Consider the following 18,540-nt stretch of genomic DNA (forward strand, 5'->3'; position numbering starts at 1 on the left):
ACGGCGCGCGCTGGTTCCTCAATGGTGCTTGATCTTCTGCACAATGAAGGCGTGGGGGAGGGTGGCAACCCCACGGAACCGCCAGAAACGATGCCCCTTGCGCGCGTACACCGTCGTCACATTGCCCGCGATATATTCGCTGCCCTTGAACGATTCGATATCGTCGCCCAACTGCCACACAAGCGGGTTAGGCATCGCGAGCGCCGCGTAATATTCGGCCTCCGTGATTTCCTCGGGCGTCGAGCCTAGCGCGCGCTCCTGCTGCTGGATGAATGTATCTTCGTCACCCAGCACAACGCCGGGGTAACGCTCGGCAAGCTGTTCCAGCGTCTCGCGCGTCAAGTTCGTCACTACCAGGCCGTTCCCAAGTTCGAGCGCGTAATCAATCGCGGTCGGCGAGCCGGGAATATAGAAAACCTTTTCCATGTTCGTTTGCTCCGTCTGTCCGATAGATCTACCGGGCGGGTTGCCTCACCCGGTAGCCTTCCGTTAGCCGATGATCTTGCGCATTTCGTCGGCCAGAACCCACAACGCGCGATTGAGTTTCACGTTCTGGTCAATGCCGCTTACCTCGCGCGTCGTCGTCGCGCGACCGTTCGCGGCGCGGCCACGAAGCCCGCCCTTGGTCATGTTTTCCTGCACGCGGTTAAAGGTCGTCCAGAGGTCTGAGCCGCCGTCCTCCATGCGGCGCGGGCGCAAAATCTGGCGTTCGGTGACGGGTGCCGGTGCGTCCTCCGTGTCCCACTTCAATTCAAGCGCGGCACGGGCAAACGCGGTTTGTGCGCCTTCGGAAAGCGTGAGGGATTGCATACCCTCGCGTTGCTCGTCGGCTACCTCGAAGTTGTTCAGCAGACGGAATGCGCCGTCGATCACTTCGCCGACTACATCGCCTTTATGCGGCACGCGAACCTCGCCGACGTTCGTACCGCACACCATGCCGTTGCAGCACACGAACCGGAGCACGCCCGCAAGCATCTGAAAGCTCGATGTTCCATCGTGGCTGTTCAAAAGAATGATTTCGTTCGCCACCTTGCCGGTGATCTGGTTGGCGTGGCGTAGCCGGATCAGGTGCTTCGTGTGCTCGCGCTTGCCTTCGTCGCGCACGCGGGTTTGCGCGACCATGAAGGGCTGGAAGCCTTCGCGGCGCAGGCCGTTCAAAACGTCGATAGTCGGAATGTAGGTGTAACGCGCCGAGCGGCTGTCGTGTGCCTGTGCGGCAAAGATCGACGGGGCCACGGCTTGGATTTGGTCATCCGCGAGGGGAACCGGCGAACGGAGAACCGGGGCGGTGCGGCCAAACTTGGAAGCGAGTTGCATGTTTCGTACTCCTGCGTAGTTGAGGTAAAGCCGGGAGCGGTTGCCGCCGCTTGTTTCCCGGCTATCGGTGCGCCGTATTGTTTAGCGCCTCGATGTATGTATTATCGGCGATGGTCCCTTAAAAGTCAATAGCAGTAAATAGAAAGCACAAAAATATTTACTCGGCCACCGGCATCAAGGTTGCTGCTCCGAGTGGTGAGCGTTGGGAGTAGAGCGCCCGAGGGCGCCTGGTGGTTCTGCTCGTCGGGGTCGGTCGGTCGCGGTAAGCCCGGTCTGCTGCACGAACCGGCGCGGTCAAGGGGTCGTGGAATACCGCAGTCCGCGCAGCGGGCGAGGATATGCCGCGAAAGCCCCTTGACCGGGAAAGCCGGGGCGTGTGGCAGATTCAAGGTCGATAGCGACTGACCGACCCCGACGAGCTGCCACGATCACGCGGAACGACCAGCAAGCCCCGCAAGGGGCGCGCAGCACCGGCACGGCGCGGAGTAGGGTTAGGTGTGGCCTTGATGCCGTCGAGCCGGTATAATCGGCTTCTCGTTGGACCCGTCTTACTCCTGCATTGTTTGACGGTAGAGGCCCGAAGCGTTGCCGCGCTTCGGGCCTTTGTTTTTCTGGCTACGGAAAGAGAATCGCGGCAAAGTCCCGCGCACCGTGCAGAACATGAATAATGTCGATCCGCTCGGCGGGCAGGCCGACGACGCGATAGAAAATCTGATAGTTGCCGTGAACCCGGTGCCGCACGCCGCGATCCTCGTAGCGAGGCACAAGCGGAAACGCGGGTGCCATATCTGCCAGACTCAAACACTTGTCGCGCAGCTCACGCACGAAGCTCACGGCGCGGCGGGGATTGTCTTGGGCGATGTAATCGCCGATGGCTTCGAGTTCGGCCTCAGCGGCGGGCAAAATCCGAACGATCATGGCTTGCCGTTCGCCATCGCCAGATACTTCGCTTCGAGACGGTCGAACACTTCCTCGGCGGGCTTGCCCCGGCCTGCATCGGAATCGGCAATGCCGCGCTCGATCACGGTATCCAGCGCGACAAGCTGCGTCTCACGGTCCTGAATGAGCCTCACGCCTTCGCGCAAGACTTCGCTTTTCGAGCCATAGCGGCCCGTCTCGACCAGCTTGGTGATGTACCCCTCAAGTTGCTGCCCAAGGTCTGCGCTAATCATGGCTGTGCCCTCAAAATGTCCTAGTCCGATACTAAGCCACTTATCAACTATTATCAAATATCCTCGACGGGTAGGCTGGCATATACTGTATAAACATACAGGTTTTTCCACGCTATGTCGGCTCACCTGAAAAACGTTGAGGCAATACAAGGCAATACACCCAGGCCTGTGGCGCGCGTCACAGCTTGGGCGTGCGCTCGGCGTCACTGTCGATACCGGCTACCCTGCGCTGCTGCAACAGGACGTGGACGTGATGTCGAACCTGTTTGCATTCTGCGTGGCCGCGACGGGAGACAGCATCAGTCCCGTTGACCGGGCGCACCCGGTCAACGAAGTGGCGAACACGCTGGAACTGAACCTCACGCACTACTGGAAGCCAACGCGTGCAGGGTATTTCGAGCACGTCCCGAAAGATCGTATTGTGACCGTTGTAGGCGAGACAGTTTCGCCGCAGGCCGCAGGCGAACTGCGCGGGATGAGAAAGGGAGATGCCGCTGCTGCCGCCGAGCTTCGCATGACGGACTCGGGCTGGTTGCCGGAAGTGCTGCGCAACCGTGAGTTGCCGAAACACGTCACGTACGGCCATTGGGAGGATGACGGGGAAAGCGACGCCGACAGCAAGCAGGATGAGTGCAACGACGGCGATGCGGAGGAAGCCGAAGCCGCCTGAGCCGTGATGCACTTTGCGTAAGTGCAGGCATGTCACATGCCGCCGTCCGGGCGAAAGTCCGGGCGGTTTTTTGCATTACGAGTACTGCACAGGAAAAAAGAAGCCGGTACGCAGATCGACTTTCCGAGGCTCCTGCCGCGTGCCTTTTGGGACCAGGCAGCTGCACGACGATTATGCCGCGCGCCCGTATCGAGGGTCATGGGGAGAGACCCGACCCGTCGCAGCGCGGCGGGGCGATGCGGTTCAGGGTTTCGTGTGCTGAGGATATTTTTTCTTGAGCGCGTCAATATCTGCATTGCTCACGCGAGGTTCGCCGTACTGTTCGGCGTAGAGGCGGTTCAACTGCATGCTTGAAAGGTGGGGATTTTCGGATTGCAATTGTTCGAAGGTTTTGATGCGAGTCTGGGCCGGTGCATTGGTCGTGGGAGGCGCAGGCTTGTGCGCTTCGAGAGGGGCTGTCGCCAGGGAGGCTGTGACGGGGGGCGGGGCGCCGGGGCGGGCGGCCGCAGCGCCCGATTTGCTTCCCGAACCGGGCGGAGAGGCGATCTTTCGAAGCCTGTACAGGGTTCCGTGAAACGTCCGAAGGGAGATATCGAGTCCCTGTTCGCGCAAGGTATTCAGGATATCAGCGGCGGGAACGCGAGCGGCGAGCGCCGCCTCGATGTCCGGAAGGAGGGTCTTGAGATGCGAAGCCTTGCTGCGTTTCGGGCTTGTGCTGGCAAGGCGGCGCAGCGCGGAAGCAAGCTGTTCGTGATCCATTGGGGAAATGGTGAATAAATGTAGTATGGGCGTAGTATGAATGACGACAGCATGTAGGGGCAAGGTTGTATCGGGTAGTACTCCCATGCAATGCGTGATGTACTGGTGTAGTAGCGCCGTAGAATATGCGTAGGAAATAATGTGTGGCGAGAGCGCGGGGAGGCACGTCGAATATGTTTACGCAACGCTACGCGTTCCGTAAAATATTTCGTGCCAAAGGGGCGAGCCCCTTTGAAACCCCGACGCGATCTACTGCCGCGTCAGCCCGGTCGGTAGCTCCGCCGCCGACATTCAGCACTGCCTGGTATGCGTAATGAATACGGAGGTGCAGTCATGATTCCGCGCAGCGAATGGGTGATCCAGCTTGTAGTGGGGCCGCGTGCCGATGAGCGCGGCAGCGAGCCGCGTTATTTGCCGTGGGCAGGCTATACGCGGCCAATGACGGGTGACCAGGCGATGCGCGCGCTGCGCGAGTGCGAGTTGCGGTGGCCGGAATACGAGTTTCGCGCGCATCCGATCGATGACGACGGCAGGCCGTTCGCAATGGTCCGCGCTGAGATCGACGGTGGTCGCTCGACGGGGCTCTGGTGATGCCAAAGCAAAAAAGCAATGGCGGGGCAGGGCTGGGCAAACCGATCGCGTTCCGTCTGTCGGATGCGGATCGCGAGGCGTACCTTGCCAAGGTGGCGCAAAGCGGGATGACGCAGTCGGAGTTTTTCCGGCATGCAGTGCTGACCAACCGTACGCAGGTGATCGCGCGGCCGGTGGCGAGCGGGGATCGCAAGCGGTTGCTGTACATCTTCAACAAGACCAGCAACAACCTGAATCAGATCGCGCACCGTGCGAATTCAGAGCACGTTCGCGGGAAGCTTTCGGAGGCGACTTACGAGCAACTGCTCACGCAAATGCAACTGATCGGGCAGTACCTCAAGGCAACCCTGAACAAGGTCGACTGATAGCGATGGGAATGGATCCGAAACAGGCAGCCATCATGGCGGTGATCGAACTTGAGACGAAGCTGCACTTCGATGGCGACCACGACGGTGCGCACACGCTGACGCAGACAGACTGCGACAGTGCCCGGGCGTCGGTCTTTGCGGCTGGCCATCTGCTGCCGTCGATCGCGCACAGCACGCTGCTTTTCCACATCGAAAGGGCGGGGCGCTGGCTCGCCGGGCGCGGGACGCAGGGGTAGGACGATGCTCATACGCGTGCGCGGCTATCACGACGGGATCAAGGCGTATCTGGAAAAAGGCCAGAAGCAGGGTCGCGAGATGGAGCGCGACGAGATGGACGAGCGCGTGATCCTCGCCGGGGATCTCGATCTGACGAACGACATCATCCAGTCGATCGACACAGACGCTGAACGCTACCTGCATGTCACGCTGTCGTTCAAGGAAGACGAGGTCGACCGCGAGCTGCTGGGTGAGATCGTGCGCGAGTTCGAGGCGTTTGCGTTTGCCGCGTACCGTCGGGACGAATACAACTTCTACGCCGAAGCGCATGTGCCGCGTATCAAGAGCTATGCGGACCGCAAGACGGGCGAGGCTGTCGAGCGCAAAGTTCACGTGCATGTCGTGATCCCGGAAATGAATCTCGTAACGGGCCGACGGCTTGATCCGTTCGGGAAGGTTGACCATAACGAGCGGTATCTGGAGGCCTTTCAGGAGCACATCAACGCGAAGTACGGACTCGCGAGCCCAAAGGACAACCGGCGTGTACAGTTCACGGACGCGTCCGAAATGATCAGCCGGTACAAGGGCGATGTCTTCGAGGGCGCCAATCGCGAGCTGAAGGCCTCGATTCTTGAGGCAGTGATGACACGTGATGTGACCCGGTATGACGACTTCAGGGCCTTGATCACTGAGTACGGCGCGACACGCACACGCAATACCGGCAGGGAGTCGGAGTACGAGAACGTCAAACCTGCCGGTGCCGCGAAGGGTGTGAACCTGAAGGAGTTCGTGTTCTCGCGCGAGTTCATCGAGCTGGATGCTACGGCCAAGCGTGAGGCGCTCGAATCGAATGTGCATGCGCAGTACGTCGCGCCAGGCGTATCGCGCGATACGCCGCGGATCTATCTCGATTCGCTGGAGACGTGGCACGACACGCGCGCGCGAGAGATCAAGTATCTGAACAGCGGTAGCAGTTTTTACAGGACGTATCAGGCCGCGTCGCCGGCGGAGCAGCGGCGCATTCTCGATCACCGCGAACAGCGGTTCTACGATGCAACAGGAGGGCTCAATGAGCGCACACGAGAGCGAACGGAACAGCGCCACGATCGATCCGGATACTGGCGAGATTGGCAGCGAACTGGAGCCGCCGGAGCGGGAGGGCGGGCGCGAGAGCGCGGCGCCGGGCGGGAGCCGGAAAGGGCAGGGCAGTCGCAGCAATGGTGGAACGAGCTCGAACGCGCGCACCGCGAAATCACCGAGCGATGGCGAACCGGAGCGGATCACGACCTTGACGCTCGCTTCGATCGATCCGGCGCGCCGTCCCAATCCGCCCACCGTGTGCATGGCATGCCCGGCCGCGGTGTGGATGGCGACGCCGCGCGACGTCAAGTGCTTCTGCCGCCTGATGCATTACTGGAGCTGGGAAACGAGCAAGCCGAACGAATTGACGCATTGCGATGGTCTGGCGATCGCGAGCGAGCGGGAAGAGAACAGCTAGAAACATCGCTCCCCCGGCGGCGATCGCGCGAAGGTGCCGACGGCGACGTCGATGTGGGCCGCAGTGACGGCGAGATCGGGGATCACTGGCAATGGCCGGGCGGGCCCGATGTCGTTGACAGGTCCGCCGGCGAGCCTGAATGGAAAGCGATCGTCGATCGCATGTTTGTCGCGTGGGACCAGGCGGACGAGGCAGGGCGGACGCGTCTCACGCGCACCGCGGCCGGGAAGTTCATGCGGGCCGGAGGACCGGTCGGCTCACGCGAGCCTTTTGGTCTGAGCGGCCGCCGCCTGCCTGCAGGGTTTGGACCGGGTGAGGAAATCCGCAGCCTTGCGGATGTGCAATCGTTCGATGCGATCGAATCGCTGCCTTTCGAGGCTCAAGCAGAGATCCGGCCAACTGATACGCCGTTGCCGACGGACGCGGCGGCGGTCGATTTCAATGCCGGTGCGCGCGCGTCGACGGGCCGGGCCGCCGATACCGTTCGCGACCAGTTTGCGCGTGACCTGTCCGAGGCTCGCACGGCGCTACGTGCCCGGGAGCGGGATGAGTTCACCGAGATTCGTGCGACGCTCGACGCAGGCCGGTTGCTGGCCGTGCTCGCGCATACGCACGGACTGTTCGTCGAAAAGTATTCGATCGGTAAAGGCGCGGACGGCGGTGACAGAGTCCAGGCCGGCTCGCGCAATCTGAATGTCTCTGACTTCCTCACCAAAGAGATGAACCTGTCATGGGAGGAGGCGGCGCAGCTGCTGCGCGAGACCTATCGTGCGCAGACAGGACGTGATCCGGAGCATGCACCGAGGCATACGCCTGAACGGGACCTATGGGGCGAGTTCCAGCAATGGCGATCGGCATTCCGGAACGAGCTACATCGCGCGTGGAATGCGCAGGCCGATCATGAGAGTGAGCGGCGAAAGGCGGTCAAATCTGAGTTCTACAGTGCCCGCAGCGCGCTCATTGAACGCCCGCGCATGGACCTGTCAGGCGTGCAGCGCCGCGAGCAGCTGTCCGCAGCACGTGTTGCACGCCTTGAGGCAGAGGCCGCGCTGCGTGTGCAGATCGCGAAAGAGCGGGATGCGCTGAAGGGTGCCGCAAGCCGGCCGTTGACCGAGCAGTATCGTGACTTCCTGCAGGAGCGCGCTCAGAAAGGCGACGAAAGGTCGCTGCGTGAGTTGCGCCGGATGCAGCAGATCCGCCTGCGGACGAAACGTGCAGACGACGAACGCGCGGTCATTTTCAGTACGCCTTCCCGTGCTGTGGAGCGACCGGCAGCGCACGATCGCAACGAGATCATCTACGCCGGCCCGTCGATCACGTACGAGGTGCGGGCCAGTGGTGAGGTCGACTACCGGAAGGACGGCGTGGTGTTCCTCGTCGACGAGGGTCGCACGCTACGGCTGTGGGATAGCGAGCGCGAGGCGGTCGAGATTGCGCTGCGCTTCGCGCAGCAGAAGTTCGGCAGCACGCTGTCACTGTCCGGACCTGATGACTTCCAGGCGGCCGCGGCGCGTGTGGCGGCCGACACACGCATGCGCATCGTGTTTGAGCAGCCGGAACTGGAGAGTATCCGACAGGTCCGTGTAGCAGAACTCGATGCCAAGGCGCTGGAGCGTCGGGCGGCGCAGCGTGAGCGCGAGACATGGGAGCGCGAAGAGTTGCGCGATGCCGTGCGCCATCCGTTGCCACCCACTCCGGAAGGTCCGTCCAATCCAGACCAGGATGCGGCATCGCCTGCTGATCCCGACGCACCCGGCAATGGACCAGATACTGGCCGATGAATCATCAAACTGATTCTCGAGCGGTCCCCGTCGATTGGTCGAATTCGCAAACGGAGGGGCGCTTAGTCCGAGCTATCTACCCCTTCATTTGCGGACACGGACCCCTTGAGGAGCGGATGACGCTCTGATGGCCTCCCGGCGTGACGCCGCGAGGCGGCCCGGTGGCCGGACAGCATGCCAGGCGCAGATACCACAGGCGCGGACCGGGAGCGGGTTGTGCCCGCGGGTGCATCAAGCCTATGCCGCGGACGCGGGTGATCGCAGCTGATCGCAGCACCAGGATGCGACCCGATGCACAGGCCCGGTTTAACGGCGCGTCATGCACCACTCACGCCTGGGAGCTGCGTGCCGTGCCTGTGATCGCGCATCAGTCCGGCTGCGGGCCAATTGGGCAAAGGCGCGCGGATCGGGTAGGGTGGCGTGATTCACAACCACAAGGAGGAAAAAGCAATGAACAAGCAGGAACTGGTAGACGCGGTCGCCGCGAAGACGGGTGACAGCAAGGCGGCAACCGGCGAGGCGATCGATGCGGTGATCGCGGCGATCACCGGCGAAGTGACGAAGGGCGGCACGGTACAACTGGTCGGGTTCGGTTCGTTTTCGACGGGCGCACGCGCCGCGCGGGTCGGTCGCAATCCGTCGACCGGCGCCGAAATCCAGATTCCGGCCGCGAAGACCGTCAAGTTCACGGCGGGCAAGGCGTTCAAGGACGCGGTGAACGGCGTCTGGGACCGGACGCAGGCCATCGGCCGGATTTCCGCCGATGGCGCGGCGGCCGGCAGGGTAACCGCGCTAGGTGATGGCGGCAGCAACGGTACCGCGTGATCGGGCAACGCCTGGACCCCGGCCAGTTGGCCTGGTAGCATCAGTGCGAGATGCCGCGACGTACTGCGGCCCCTGCAATTCGCTGCATGTCTGGATAGATAGCCGTATGGAAAAGAAACAGTCGCGGCCCGGGCGCGAAATCGCGTGCCCAACGATCGGTGCGTTACTGCGCTACCGGACGCGCATCGTGCGCGTCATTGCGGAAGCCCGCGGGCAACGCGCGATGATCGAATCGCTCGATACCACCGGCAGGACCTTTGTGAGCACGGTGAAGTGGGTCAGCCTGCGTGAACTGGGTAATCAGCTTTTCTGAAGCTGGATCGCTTCGCGCGCGATCGCCGGTCATTCCGCGACGCCTGCGGATCAGATATATCGACTCTCCAGCTTCGATATGACGGCCGCCGTCGCCCGAACGTGACGGGTGCGTGCTCATTCCATCGCACTGGATGCGGAAATTTTTTTGCCGCTCGTATACTGCGCTGACATCGGGAAAGGAAAAAGTATGCGGCGCGTGATTGTCCGGCGGTCTCCAGTTCACGGCAAAGGCGTGTTCGCCATGCACGCGCTCGCGGCGGGCGAGCGCGTGCTTGAGTACAAGGGTGAAATCACCTCGTGGCGAAATGCGGTACGCCGTCACCAGCGTGAAGGCATCGAAGGCCACACGTTTCTTTTCGGGCTGTCGGATGGGCGGGTGATCGATGGCAGCCGTGGCGGCAATAGCGCGCGCTGGCTCAATCACGCCTGTGAGCCGAACTGCGAGACCATCGAGGATGAGGGACGGATTTTCATCCACACGCTGCGGCCGATCGAGCCGGACGAAGAACTGTTCATTGAATATCTGCTTGCCACAGAGGATCCGCTGGATGAAGACGTCCGGGCGCAGTACGCGTGCCGGTGCGCCGCGGCGGACTGTCGTCACTCGATGCTGGCCGAAGCGGCGTGAACAGAGGGGTGGGAGAGTCATTTGGCAGCCTCACGATCCCGAAAAGCGCCGTGAGTCCCCGGCGGGAGAATGAGGGATTTGTCCGGATTGGTGTGGACGTGATTTTCCATCGCTATGTGCTGAAGCCAACGTTGCCAAAGAACCATGCATCCGACGCCGCCACTGGCACAGTCACGAAGAAACAGATATCGCTGGAGCTTGATGATGGCTGGTGATGTCCATGCCAGCGTGTATGTCGACAGCTATAGGGGAGCAGACTTATGCAGAAGCGGGAGTTTGTACGAAAGAGATCAGGGGAAGTGAATCTCCCAGAACTGCTGGACCAGCTTGAACTGGCATTGGCGGGGACGCCCGCGCGCAAGTCCGTCTGTCGGGCGCTATCGGATCTGAACCGGCGGCTCGGTTCGGCTAGCGGGAAAACCGCTGCACGGGCGTGTAAATGGTTTTCGCAATGACTTGCCCGTGGCGCGACGGGATGACGAACGGGCATGGTAAGGCGATTGAACATGAGGAACCTGTATCGCCGGGCCTTGCTGGCGGCAATGACTCCGTCAACCTCTCCAAGTGAAGTGCTGACGCTAGAGCACCGTGAACGGCCTCATTTTGCGATCGTAACCCTCTCGTTTGGGGTGACCCATGCCAAATCGTATAGGACTCTAGCCAGCCAGTTTTCAACGGGTGCGCATGGCCCCGGATAGCGGACGGAGGGGCATTTGTGGCGTGTCTACATCGGCAGTGATAATCACAGACTGTTAGTTATCCTCCGTTAATGGAACAATTTTTCTCAGTAGTGGACCGAAGGTCAGCCCCTGAACCAGGATCGAAAAGATCACAACGATATATGTGGTCGTCAGGATCAATTCGCGCTGGTGGCCTTGAGGCAGCAGAAAGGCCAGCGCGATTGAAAGAGCGCCCCTCAGGCCACCCCATGTCAGCAGTGTAATGGTGCCCCTCGGAAATGACACAACGAAGCTCATGATCCTGATCGGGATCAGGACACTGATGCCACGCCCGATCAATACGCAGGCAATACCGACCAGCCCAAGGATGAGATAGGTTCCCGTTTCCTTGATCGCGAGAATTTCAAGGCCGATCAGCAGGAACAGTAAGCTGTTCAGAATCTCGTCGATAAGTTGCCAGAACGTCCCCAGATAGTCCTGCGTCGGTACGGACAACGCTGGCTTCCGTCCGCTATTGCCCAGGAACAGTCCGGCGACGACCACGGCAATTGGTCCTGACATACGAATCGCGTCGGCAAGCGCATATGATCCCATGCAAAGCGCAATGGAAAGCAGAACCTCAACCTGATAATCGTCAATCTTGCGAAACAGCTGAAACACAACCCAGCCGAGAAACCAGCCGAGTGCGATACCGCCAAGCGCTTCCTGGACAAAAAACCACAACACACTCGCAATACTCGGTTCACTCCGGCCAGTAGCAATATCCAGGATGGTCAGAAAGATTACAGCACCGACACCGTCGTTGAACAGGCTTTCTCCTGTAATACGGGTTTCCTGATCCTTCGGCGCTCCCGCTTTCTTGATAATGCCAAGAACCGCAATGGGGTCGGTCGGCGAGATCAGCGCTCCGAACAGCAAAGCATAAATAAAGCGCAGATCATAGCCAAACGAATGTGCCGCGCACCAGAACAAGGCTCCTATCACGAACGTCGATATGATGGTGCCGAGCGTGGAAAGGATCGTGACGGTCCATTTGACCTTGTACAGATCGGCCAGGTCCACGTGTAGCGCTCCCGCGAACAGCAGAAAAGCAAGAAAGCCGTGAAATACCAGATCGCCGAAATCGATGCTGGGGACGAAGCGAGCATACTTGTGAACTTCGACGACGCCGGTCTCGCCCAAGGCGACCAGGGTGAGGGAGGACACAAGCGCGATTGCCATCAGGCCGATTGTCGGTGGCAGATGGAGAAGACGGTGGTTCAGATAGCCGCCCAGCGCAGTCAGGACGATCAGGATTGTCACGGTTTGAAACAAGGTCATAACGGATGGCGCCGGTTAGGGTGTTCGCTGCGACCGTCCTGGTTGAGGTCGGCACTATCCATTCTACCGAGTGCTCGTAATCCCCTACTGTGCAATCGCCACACGAGAGTTCCGTTTGCACGGCGTAATTCAAGACAAGCAGATTAGTTGCCGATACTGCATTGGCGGACCGGGAGAATCTTGAGCGCTATGCGGGAACGAATCTTGAAAGCTCCCCTGGCGTCTGAGGATCCATACACGACTTCCGGCCCCGGCCGGCGTTGCGCAAGGATAGGGGGTGTTTCCCAAAAGGTATTGGGGGAAGAGTGGGGACAGTCAGGAAAAAGTACAGGGCACTTTCGTTCTTCGCCGACGCTCTGTGGCGCGGCCAGTTAGCGCCACAGATGATGATCATTGGGGTATTTTCGTCGCGCTTGTCATGGTCGGGTTGTGTGTGACAGTCCTGTACGAGGGACGTCTTGACGCAATGGACCGCGCTCGTGAGACGTCCCGCAATCTGGCGTTGATCGCCGAGCGTGACATTGAGCGGAATTTCGAACTCTACGCGCTGTCCCTGCAAGCCGTCGTCGACGGCATGGATGATCCTGCCGTGTTGTCCCTGCCACCGAATCTGCGCCGCCAGATGCTGTTCGATCGGGCCTCGACCGCGAAGTATCTCGGGTCGATGCTGGTGCTGAACGCATCGGGAAACATCGTTGTTGATTCCGTCGGCGACGTGCCACGCCACGGGAACTTCTCGGATCGCAGGTATTTCACCATCCAGCGGGACAATCCGAATGCGGGCCTATACATCAGCGATCCTTTCAGATCACGGTTACGGGGTGGCTCGCCCAGCGTCGCGCTGAGCCGGCGCCTTTCGCATCCGGACGGATCATTCGCAGGGATCGTACTGATCGCGATCAACCTCGAGTATTTCCGCCAGCTCTTCGCCGCACTGTCACTCGGACCACACGGCGCCGTGTCCCTGATCGGCCGGAACGGCATCATGTTCATGCGCCAGCCATACGACCTGCGCACGATTGGCCGCGATATCAGCAAGGCCAGCACGTTCCGGCATTTCAGGTCGACACCGGAAGGCAGTTTCACTGACACCGCCTCGATTGACGGGGTGCGCCGACTGTACTTCTTCCGGAACTTTCCCGATCTCCCGCTGATGATCATGGTGGCCGAGGCCCAGCAGGATATCTATGCGGCCTGGCGACGGCGCGCGATGACGATCGGCTCGCTCATGCTCGCGTTCAGTCTGGCCTTCGTCGCGTTGTCGTTCATGCTGGGCGCACAGTTGCGGCGCCGGATGCGCGCCGAATCGGAACTGCAACTGCTCGCGAGAACCGACGGCCTGACCGGCCTTCACAACCGCCGCACGCTGGGAGAGATTCTCGATCAGGAGTGGCGCCGGGCCCGACGCACGCGCAGCATGTTTTCGCTGCTATTCGTCGATATCGACCGGTTCAAGGCCTACAACGACACCTACGGACACCTTGCGGGCGACGATGCGCTCGCCGCGGTGGCACGCTGCATCGGGGATAACATCCGGCGTTCCACGGACAGTGCGGCGCGCTACGGTGGGGAGGAGTTTGTCGTGGTGCTACCGGACACCCCGCCCGCAGGCGCCGCGCGGATTGCCGAACAGATCCGCACGGCTATCAGCGAACTGGCCATTGAACATGCAGGCAGCGAATACGGCCACGTGACCGCCAGCATCGGCATGGCCAGCTGGGCCCCGGAACAGGACGGCGATGTCGCCGCAGTGATCAGGGCTGCTGATGAAGCGCTATACAATGCCAAGGCCGCCGGCCGGAATAGGGTTTGGCCGTTCTCCCCTGCGTGAGCTTGCTACGGTCGTCACCTGCGAGCGCCCGATTCAGTTATCACTGTAGGGGACCCTCAAGATTGAGAGGTTCGCTGGCAGCAACCGTCGCGGAACACATGCGATTCGAATGTTACTGATCGACCTGAGGTATGCACCGGCGAGAGCTGTTGACGTTCAGCCGGCGTTGCCACACCGGAGCCAGCAATCTGGACTGAATCCCTGCGGCGAGATTGCGGTGTTTCCGGAGAACTCAACCACCACAATCCTCACATCAAAGATGTACCTGGAAGCTTGACTGAGTCCGGCGCTATCCTGAAGGCAATGGCATCAGATCGTGCATGAATGCGGGAGATGTAGATGGAGCACGCGTATTTCCACATGTTGCATCTGCTTGCTGGGCATCCGGTGTGGACGCTCACGGTAATCTTCCTCGCCGCGTTCCTCGAAGCCATCGCCGTTGTAGGTACCTTCATCCCTGGTAGCACGGCGATTTTCGTGGCTGGTGCGCTTGTGGGAACTGGGGCCTTGGGTCTTGGTTGGGTGCTCGCATGCACAATTACTGGCGCGATAGCGGGTGATGGCATTAGCTACTGGCTTGGTCGCCGTTACAGGAGCGGAATCTCCCGCCTGTCACCTTTCCGGACTCACCCGCAGTTGCTCGACGCAGGACACAGGTTTTTTGCCAGCCATGGCGCCAAGAGTGTGGTGTTAGCAAGGTTCATCGGGCCGGTGCGCGCGATTGTCCCGGTAATTGCGGGAATGGTGGGGATGACTCCAGCGCGTTTTTATGGGATGAACGTCCTGTCGGCGTTGCTCTGGGCACCCGCTTACATCCTTTTGGGCATGGTGTTCGGCGCGTCGGTTCAACTGGCGAGTGCAGTATCCTTCCGTCTTGTTGCGACAATCGCGCTCGCGGTCTCAATAGTATGGCTGAGCTTTCGTGGTGCTCGCTTCTTTCTGGCGCACATCAACGCCTGGGGCGCTGCAATGCGCCGCGACCTGCTGAATTGGGCCAGTGTTCACACAGCACAACCGGGCCGCTTCGTCCTGCGAGCGTTGGACCCCGAGCATTCGGTCGCCGGCTTTATGGTGGCGACATCGGTTGTGGTTCTTGTCTCCACCTGGGTTTTCTTCGGCGTTCTCGACCAGGCCATTCATGGCAATCCGAAGGTGGGGATTGACGTGTCGGTCTACCATTTTCTTCAAGCGATGCGCACGTCTTGGGGCGATAGCGCGCTGTCGGCTTTAGCAACGCTGGGTAGCATTGCCACGCTGGCGGCGCTCGCTGCAACCGTGGCACTTTGGATGATATGGGAGCGCCGCTGGCAGACCTTGACGTACTGGCTTGGTGCCGTTGCATTTTCCCAGCTATTGATATTTGCCATTCATCACGCGATACGGCGAACCCCACCGGGCTCGCTCCACTCCGACGTACATGTGTTCCCAAGTACTCATGTCGCCGCTGCGGTGATCATTTATGGTTTTCTCGCGTTTTTGCTGACGCGCCGGGTCGGTTCACTGGCCGGAGTTTTCGTTGCAACAGTGAGTGCTGTTGTTGTCCTCTTCATTGCGTTCGCGGGGCTTTACTTCGGTCAGTTCTGGTTTTCTGATGCAATCGGTGGGGCTGCGCTTGCGGTAGTGTGGGTTTCTGTCGTAGCACTGACAGCCGTGTGGCGGCACCCCAGAGTGCCACCATCGCGCAAGCTCATGCCGGCCCTCATGCTCGGCGTTGTGTGTGTCAGCGTTGCGGTGCAGCTCGACTTAGCCCGTCTAGTACCGAGGTTGGACGGCAAGCCGATCCAAACGCTCATGCTGACGACTGAGTCACAATGGATCAATTCGCTATCGAAAAAGTTGCCGTGTTATCGCGCAGACATGTCAGGGGATCGGAGAGAGCCCATGACCTTTCAGTGGTCTGCAAATGCAGACGATATTCGGACCGGGCTTCGAAGCAGAACCTGGATCGAAGGTAACGCCGTTTCTGCACGTAGCCTGCTTTCCGTCCTCTCACCTGAGGCAGCGGCCGTAGCACTTCCGGTACTGCCGAAACTGAACGATGGGGTACCGTCACCACTCGTCTTCATTCGTCCTGGCAACGCGCGCGATGAACGTGATGTCCTGCGCTTCTGGCAAAGTGGCTATGCTTTGCGAAATGACAGCGGCGCCGCACCCGTGCCCATCTGGGTGGGCTCGTTCCAACACGAACGCCTGGATCGCCAGTCGTGGCCAATTAATATCTTGCGCGCCGAGAATACGGCGCCACCCCAGTTGGATGTTGGAGACGAGTGGCCGGAAAGCCATGGGGCTGAGGTACTGGCAAGACTGGACTGTCGTGGAACTCCCGTGTTTCTCCTGACTTCACGAGGGAACTGAACGTCAGTTTGGACGCAACGTTGGCCGGCGGCCAGTGCCGGTGCGGCTTCCCAAAGTCAGTTCCCGATCCCAGTCCCGCTTGACGCAATGGAATGGGAGAACTGGTTATACCAAGTGCGTCCAATCTCTTGACCCGTCAATCCGTGTCTCATACCTGCCGGACAGGGGACGAGTTTGAAGTAACCCTATCCCCCTACGTGAAGCGCGGCATATGGCACGTCCCGACCAACTTCTGCGAGAGCACGACGCGGTCCCTCGCCTCGGGAATGATGATTGTTCGTAGATGCTTTTGCCGATGCTCGTTTTGGCGACCAAGCTGCGCTCTAAAGCGCTTGGATCGCGAAGCGCTGCAAGCGAAGCGGCAACAGCAAGAGTTCCTTTCGCAAGAGCCTGCGGCTCGCTGACTGACGAGCTCGTTAGCGAGCGCAAACGCAAGTCGGTTCAACGGACGTCTTACGGGATTCCCTCCGCGTAGCGTTGAAGGCATCAATCACACGAGCTGGTCCATGTTATCAGTGGTGCTCGTACAGCGGGCCCGGAGCGCTAGATGCGGAAGTGCGTTGGCCCCACTCCGTTGCGCCGCTTGTAATTCCGCCCATTCCGTGGGTCGCGTCTTGCATTGAGGGATTTTCGTTCGCGGCGCGGGCCTCGGCGGCCTGAATGTCGGCGGGATAGGCGGCGGTGTCACGTTTGGCCGGATTGTATCCGGCTCTCTCCAGCTGCACGAGTTCGGCGCGCACCTCTGCTCGGGTAACCGGTGCATTCGACTGCTGAGCAATAGAAGCGAACGGTGTCGCCAGCACGGCGGTCACAACGACGGCTTGAAGTGATTTCATGATTCGTACCTCCACAGTTTCTTCCGTCGCGAACAGCCCTGTTCGCAAGCGGTGACTACAGGGTAAGGTACGTATGCTTAAGCCCAGATGATGCGATTTCCGGAAGCCTTTGACCGTGCCACTTTTAACCGGCCACGCCATTTCGTGCTTTTACCGGCGCAGCGGCGATCCCGGTCTGCCCACTACACGCCCGAGAAAAAGCTACGTCGCATGCGCACGGAGGTAACGCTGGCCAGGATGTTCCGGGCGCAGGGCGCGTCCGACCGTCACACGCCTCGCTGAGCGGAAAGCAGGCGAGCGAGTATGCTGAGCGATTTCGTCCTGCCGAGCCCCACCGGAACCCAAACGTCGGTACGAGGCGGACCCAAAGGTTGGAATCCTGCTTGATTGGTGTTTCCGCATTCTTGTCGACCGGAGTCGTTGCGGGAGCGACTGCATGCCACGTACGCAATTGAAACGAATGCTGCGCACGTCCAATGTCGACTGGTCGCCCCGTCACACCTTGGGCGGTTTGGGTGGACGTATTTCGGGCGACGAACTACAGGTGTTTGATAATTTTGAACTGGTCGGGACGCGGTCAAGCAGGCGCTGTAGCCGCTCCTGTTGTGTTGGCGAGAGTCCCGGCGTGGCATAAGCCTGAAGAGCACGACCGCGCCAGTAAGCCTGAACAGAAATGGTGTCGGCGCCTTCTGCGCATAAGACCTGCTCAATCTTAGCGATTGCTGCGTCGACGTTCTGGAGGGTGTACGGATTCACGCTCGAAGGAGCTCGTGTATTGGGGGCTTTCATGGCGTTCTCTCAGTAGCAACTGCTTTCCTGTATGAGGGGCATGCGTCATCGCTGCGATCGCCGTGCGGACAACCTGGCTTCCGTCACTGACGCGCAAATTTCGACGATTGCAAATGAGCGACCGTCTCAGGCCGCTTGCCAACAATGAAGGACTGTAGCGGCGCCGACTGGTACCGACGTCAGTGCCGGATGACGTTGAATTGCCGCTCACGAGACGCCATCACCCACCTCCGAGTGTTTCGGTAGACCGGATACTCACCCTCCTTCCTGTCCATGCAGCCGAAAGTAAAAATGGACCCGGCGGGAACCGGGTCCCAACTGCCGGCACCTTGTCGGTCGGCAAGGTTCGACTCCCCCAACTTCGGACATAGTCTCCCGTTTGGGCGGACGGCTGACCACGCCTGACTGCGTGCACTTTCAACTTGAATGCATGCGCTGCAATCACACGTGTATTCACCAGGTGGCGCCCGCGGAATGTGACCAGGTCCAACCCCGTAGCATTACCGTGCTACGCCGTATATCGCGATTTTCGTCAGGTTATGTGCAATCTATGAGAGGTGGCTTAAAGCAGGCTTAAATCGGGAATCGG

16 protein-coding genes and 1 pseudogene are annotated in these 18,540 nt (G+C 60.3%); 10 read left to right on the top strand and 7 right to left on the bottom strand.

Going from position 1 to position 18,540, the window contains the following annotated elements; all coding sequences use genetic code 11:
- Nucleotides 1-18: 18 nt before the first annotated feature.
- The 4 genes from BM438_RS30445 to BM438_RS30460 form a co-directional block, all read right to left on the bottom strand.
- Nucleotides 19-426, bottom strand: coding sequence for a hypothetical protein (locus tag BM438_RS30445; protein WP_093642349.1), 408 nt, complete (start codon nt 424-426; stop codon nt 19-21).
- A gap of 63 nt (nt 427-489) precedes the next feature.
- Nucleotides 490-1,317 carry a DUF932 domain-containing protein gene (locus BM438_RS30450; RefSeq protein WP_093642352.1) on the bottom strand — a complete coding sequence of 276 codons (828 nt, stop codon included), beginning with the start codon at nt 1,315-1,317 and terminating at the stop codon, nt 490-492.
- A gap of 615 nt (nt 1,318-1,932) precedes the next feature.
- On the bottom strand, nt 1,933-2,235 hold the full coding sequence (locus BM438_RS30455) for a type II toxin-antitoxin system RelE/ParE family toxin (protein ID WP_093642355.1): 303 nt from the start codon (nt 2,233-2,235) through the stop codon (nt 1,933-1,935).
- Nucleotides 2,232-2,489 carry a type II toxin-antitoxin system ParD family antitoxin gene (locus BM438_RS30460; RefSeq protein WP_093642358.1) on the bottom strand — a complete coding sequence of 86 codons (258 nt, stop codon included), beginning with the start codon at nt 2,487-2,489 and terminating at the stop codon, nt 2,232-2,234. The genes BM438_RS30455 and BM438_RS30460 overlap by 4 nt, the downstream gene beginning before the upstream one ends.
- Before the next feature lie 250 nt (nt 2,490-2,739).
- Between BM438_RS30460 and BM438_RS30465 the strand changes: the two genes are divergently transcribed.
- Nucleotides 2,740-3,159: a hypothetical protein gene (locus BM438_RS30465; RefSeq protein WP_167378491.1), complete on the top strand. Its 420-nt coding sequence runs from the start codon at nt 2,740-2,742 to the stop codon at nt 3,157-3,159.
- Nucleotides 3,160-3,402: 243 nt separating this feature from the next.
- Here BM438_RS30465 and BM438_RS30470 read toward each other — a convergent pair whose 3' ends face one another.
- Nucleotides 3,403-3,918, bottom strand: coding sequence for a hypothetical protein (locus BM438_RS30470; protein ID WP_143131784.1), 516 nt, complete (start codon nt 3,916-3,918; stop codon nt 3,403-3,405).
- A gap of 333 nt (nt 3,919-4,251) precedes the next feature.
- Between BM438_RS30470 and BM438_RS30475 the strand changes: the two genes are divergently transcribed.
- The 7 genes and pseudogenes from BM438_RS30475 to BM438_RS30505 all read left to right on the top strand — a co-directional run bounded on the left by BM438_RS30475 (nt 4,252) and on the right by BM438_RS30505 (nt 10,140).
- Complete coding sequence (locus BM438_RS30475; RefSeq protein ID WP_093642364.1) at nt 4,252-4,509, top strand: hypothetical protein; 258 nt, start codon at nt 4,252-4,254, stop codon at nt 4,507-4,509.
- Entirely contained in the window at nt 4,509-4,874 is a 366-nt protein-coding gene (locus BM438_RS30480; protein ID WP_093642367.1) for a plasmid mobilization protein, read from the top strand. The genes BM438_RS30475 and BM438_RS30480 overlap by 1 nt, the downstream gene beginning before the upstream one ends.
- A gap of 11 nt (nt 4,875-4,885) precedes the next feature.
- Complete coding sequence (locus BM438_RS30485) at nt 4,886-5,113, top strand: hypothetical protein (protein ID WP_093642369.1); 228 nt, start codon at nt 4,886-4,888, stop codon at nt 5,111-5,113.
- A gap of 4 nt (nt 5,114-5,117) precedes the next feature.
- A complete protein-coding gene (locus BM438_RS30490; RefSeq protein WP_093642372.1) occupies nt 5,118-8,372 on the top strand; it encodes an LPD7 domain-containing protein in 3,255 nt (1,084 codons plus the stop codon).
- 450 nt (nt 8,373-8,822) lie between these two features.
- A pseudogene (locus BM438_RS30495) lies at nt 8,823-9,092 on the top strand (HU family DNA-binding protein); the annotation flags it as partial.
- A 211-nt stretch (nt 9,093-9,303) separates the two neighbouring features.
- Nucleotides 9,304-9,510: a hypothetical protein gene (locus BM438_RS30500; protein ID WP_093642375.1), complete on the top strand. Its 207-nt coding sequence runs from the start codon at nt 9,304-9,306 to the stop codon at nt 9,508-9,510.
- Between the two features lie 189 nt (nt 9,511-9,699).
- Complete coding sequence (locus BM438_RS30505) at nt 9,700-10,140, top strand: SET domain-containing protein (RefSeq protein WP_093642378.1); 441 nt, start codon at nt 9,700-9,702, stop codon at nt 10,138-10,140.
- A gap of 752 nt (nt 10,141-10,892) precedes the next feature.
- Here the strand turns inward: BM438_RS30505 and BM438_RS30510 are convergent.
- Nucleotides 10,893-12,140: a cation:proton antiporter gene (locus BM438_RS30510; protein ID WP_093642381.1), complete on the bottom strand. Its 1,248-nt coding sequence runs from the start codon at nt 12,138-12,140 to the stop codon at nt 10,893-10,895.
- A 358-nt stretch (nt 12,141-12,498) separates the two neighbouring features.
- Here BM438_RS30510 and BM438_RS30515 point away from each other — a divergent pair, with 358 nt between their 5' ends.
- Together BM438_RS30515 and BM438_RS30520 are read left to right on the top strand one after the other, a co-directional pair.
- Complete coding sequence (locus tag BM438_RS30515) at nt 12,499-13,971, top strand: sensor domain-containing diguanylate cyclase (RefSeq protein WP_244179498.1); 1,473 nt, start codon at nt 12,499-12,501, stop codon at nt 13,969-13,971.
- A gap of 339 nt (nt 13,972-14,310) precedes the next feature.
- Nucleotides 14,311-16,326, top strand: a complete 2,016-nt coding sequence (locus BM438_RS30520) for a bifunctional DedA family/phosphatase PAP2 family protein (RefSeq protein WP_093642387.1) — start codon at nt 14,311-14,313, stop codon at nt 16,324-16,326.
- Between the two features lie 512 nt (nt 16,327-16,838).
- On the opposite strand, the gene BM438_RS30525 is transcribed toward BM438_RS30520, so the two are convergent.
- A complete protein-coding gene (locus tag BM438_RS30525) occupies nt 16,839-17,162 on the bottom strand; it encodes a DUF4148 domain-containing protein (RefSeq protein WP_093642557.1) in 324 nt (107 codons plus the stop codon).
- Nucleotides 17,163-18,540: the final 1,378 nt, after the last annotated feature.

This window comes from Paraburkholderia aspalathi, from assembly GCF_900116445.1.
GTDB lineage: Bacteria > Pseudomonadota > Gammaproteobacteria > Burkholderiales > Burkholderiaceae > Paraburkholderia > Paraburkholderia aspalathi.

Excerpts from the sequence above, each read along its gene's own strand:
- BM438_RS30455 (WP_093642355.1), bottom strand. The coding sequence starts at position 2,235 with ATGATCGTTCGGATTTTGCCCGCCGCTGAGGCCGAACTCGAAGCCATC.
- BM438_RS30475 (WP_093642364.1), top strand. The coding sequence starts at position 4,252 with ATGATTCCGCGCAGCGAATGGGTGATCCAGCTTGTAGTGGGGCCGCGT.
- BM438_RS30500 (WP_093642375.1), top strand. The coding sequence starts at position 9,304 with ATGGAAAAGAAACAGTCGCGGCCCGGGCGCGAAATCGCGTGCCCAACG.
- BM438_RS30525 (WP_093642557.1), bottom strand. The coding sequence starts at position 17,162 with ATGAAATCACTTCAAGCCGTCGTTGTGACCGCCGTGCTGGCGACACCG.
- BM438_RS30470 (WP_143131784.1), bottom strand. The coding sequence starts at position 3,918 with ATGGATCACGAACAGCTTGCTTCCGCGCTGCGCCGCCTTGCCAGCACA.
- BM438_RS30480 (WP_093642367.1), top strand. The coding sequence starts at position 4,509 with ATGCCAAAGCAAAAAAGCAATGGCGGGGCAGGGCTGGGCAAACCGATC.
- BM438_RS30450 (WP_093642352.1), bottom strand. The coding sequence starts at position 1,317 with ATGCAACTCGCTTCCAAGTTTGGCCGCACCGCCCCGGTTCTCCGTTCG.
- BM438_RS30520 (WP_093642387.1), top strand. The coding sequence starts at position 14,311 with ATGGAGCACGCGTATTTCCACATGTTGCATCTGCTTGCTGGGCATCCG.
- BM438_RS30460 (WP_093642358.1), bottom strand. The coding sequence starts at position 2,489 with ATGATTAGCGCAGACCTTGGGCAGCAACTTGAGGGGTACATCACCAAG.
- BM438_RS30510 (WP_093642381.1), bottom strand. The coding sequence starts at position 12,140 with ATGACCTTGTTTCAAACCGTGACAATCCTGATCGTCCTGACTGCGCTG.
- BM438_RS30445 (WP_093642349.1), bottom strand. The coding sequence starts at position 426 with ATGGAAAAGGTTTTCTATATTCCCGGCTCGCCGACCGCGATTGATTAC.
- BM438_RS30490 (WP_093642372.1), top strand. The coding sequence starts at position 5,118 with ATGCTCATACGCGTGCGCGGCTATCACGACGGGATCAAGGCGTATCTG.
- BM438_RS30485 (WP_093642369.1), top strand. The coding sequence starts at position 4,886 with ATGGATCCGAAACAGGCAGCCATCATGGCGGTGATCGAACTTGAGACG.
- BM438_RS30505 (WP_093642378.1), top strand. The coding sequence starts at position 9,700 with ATGCGGCGCGTGATTGTCCGGCGGTCTCCAGTTCACGGCAAAGGCGTG.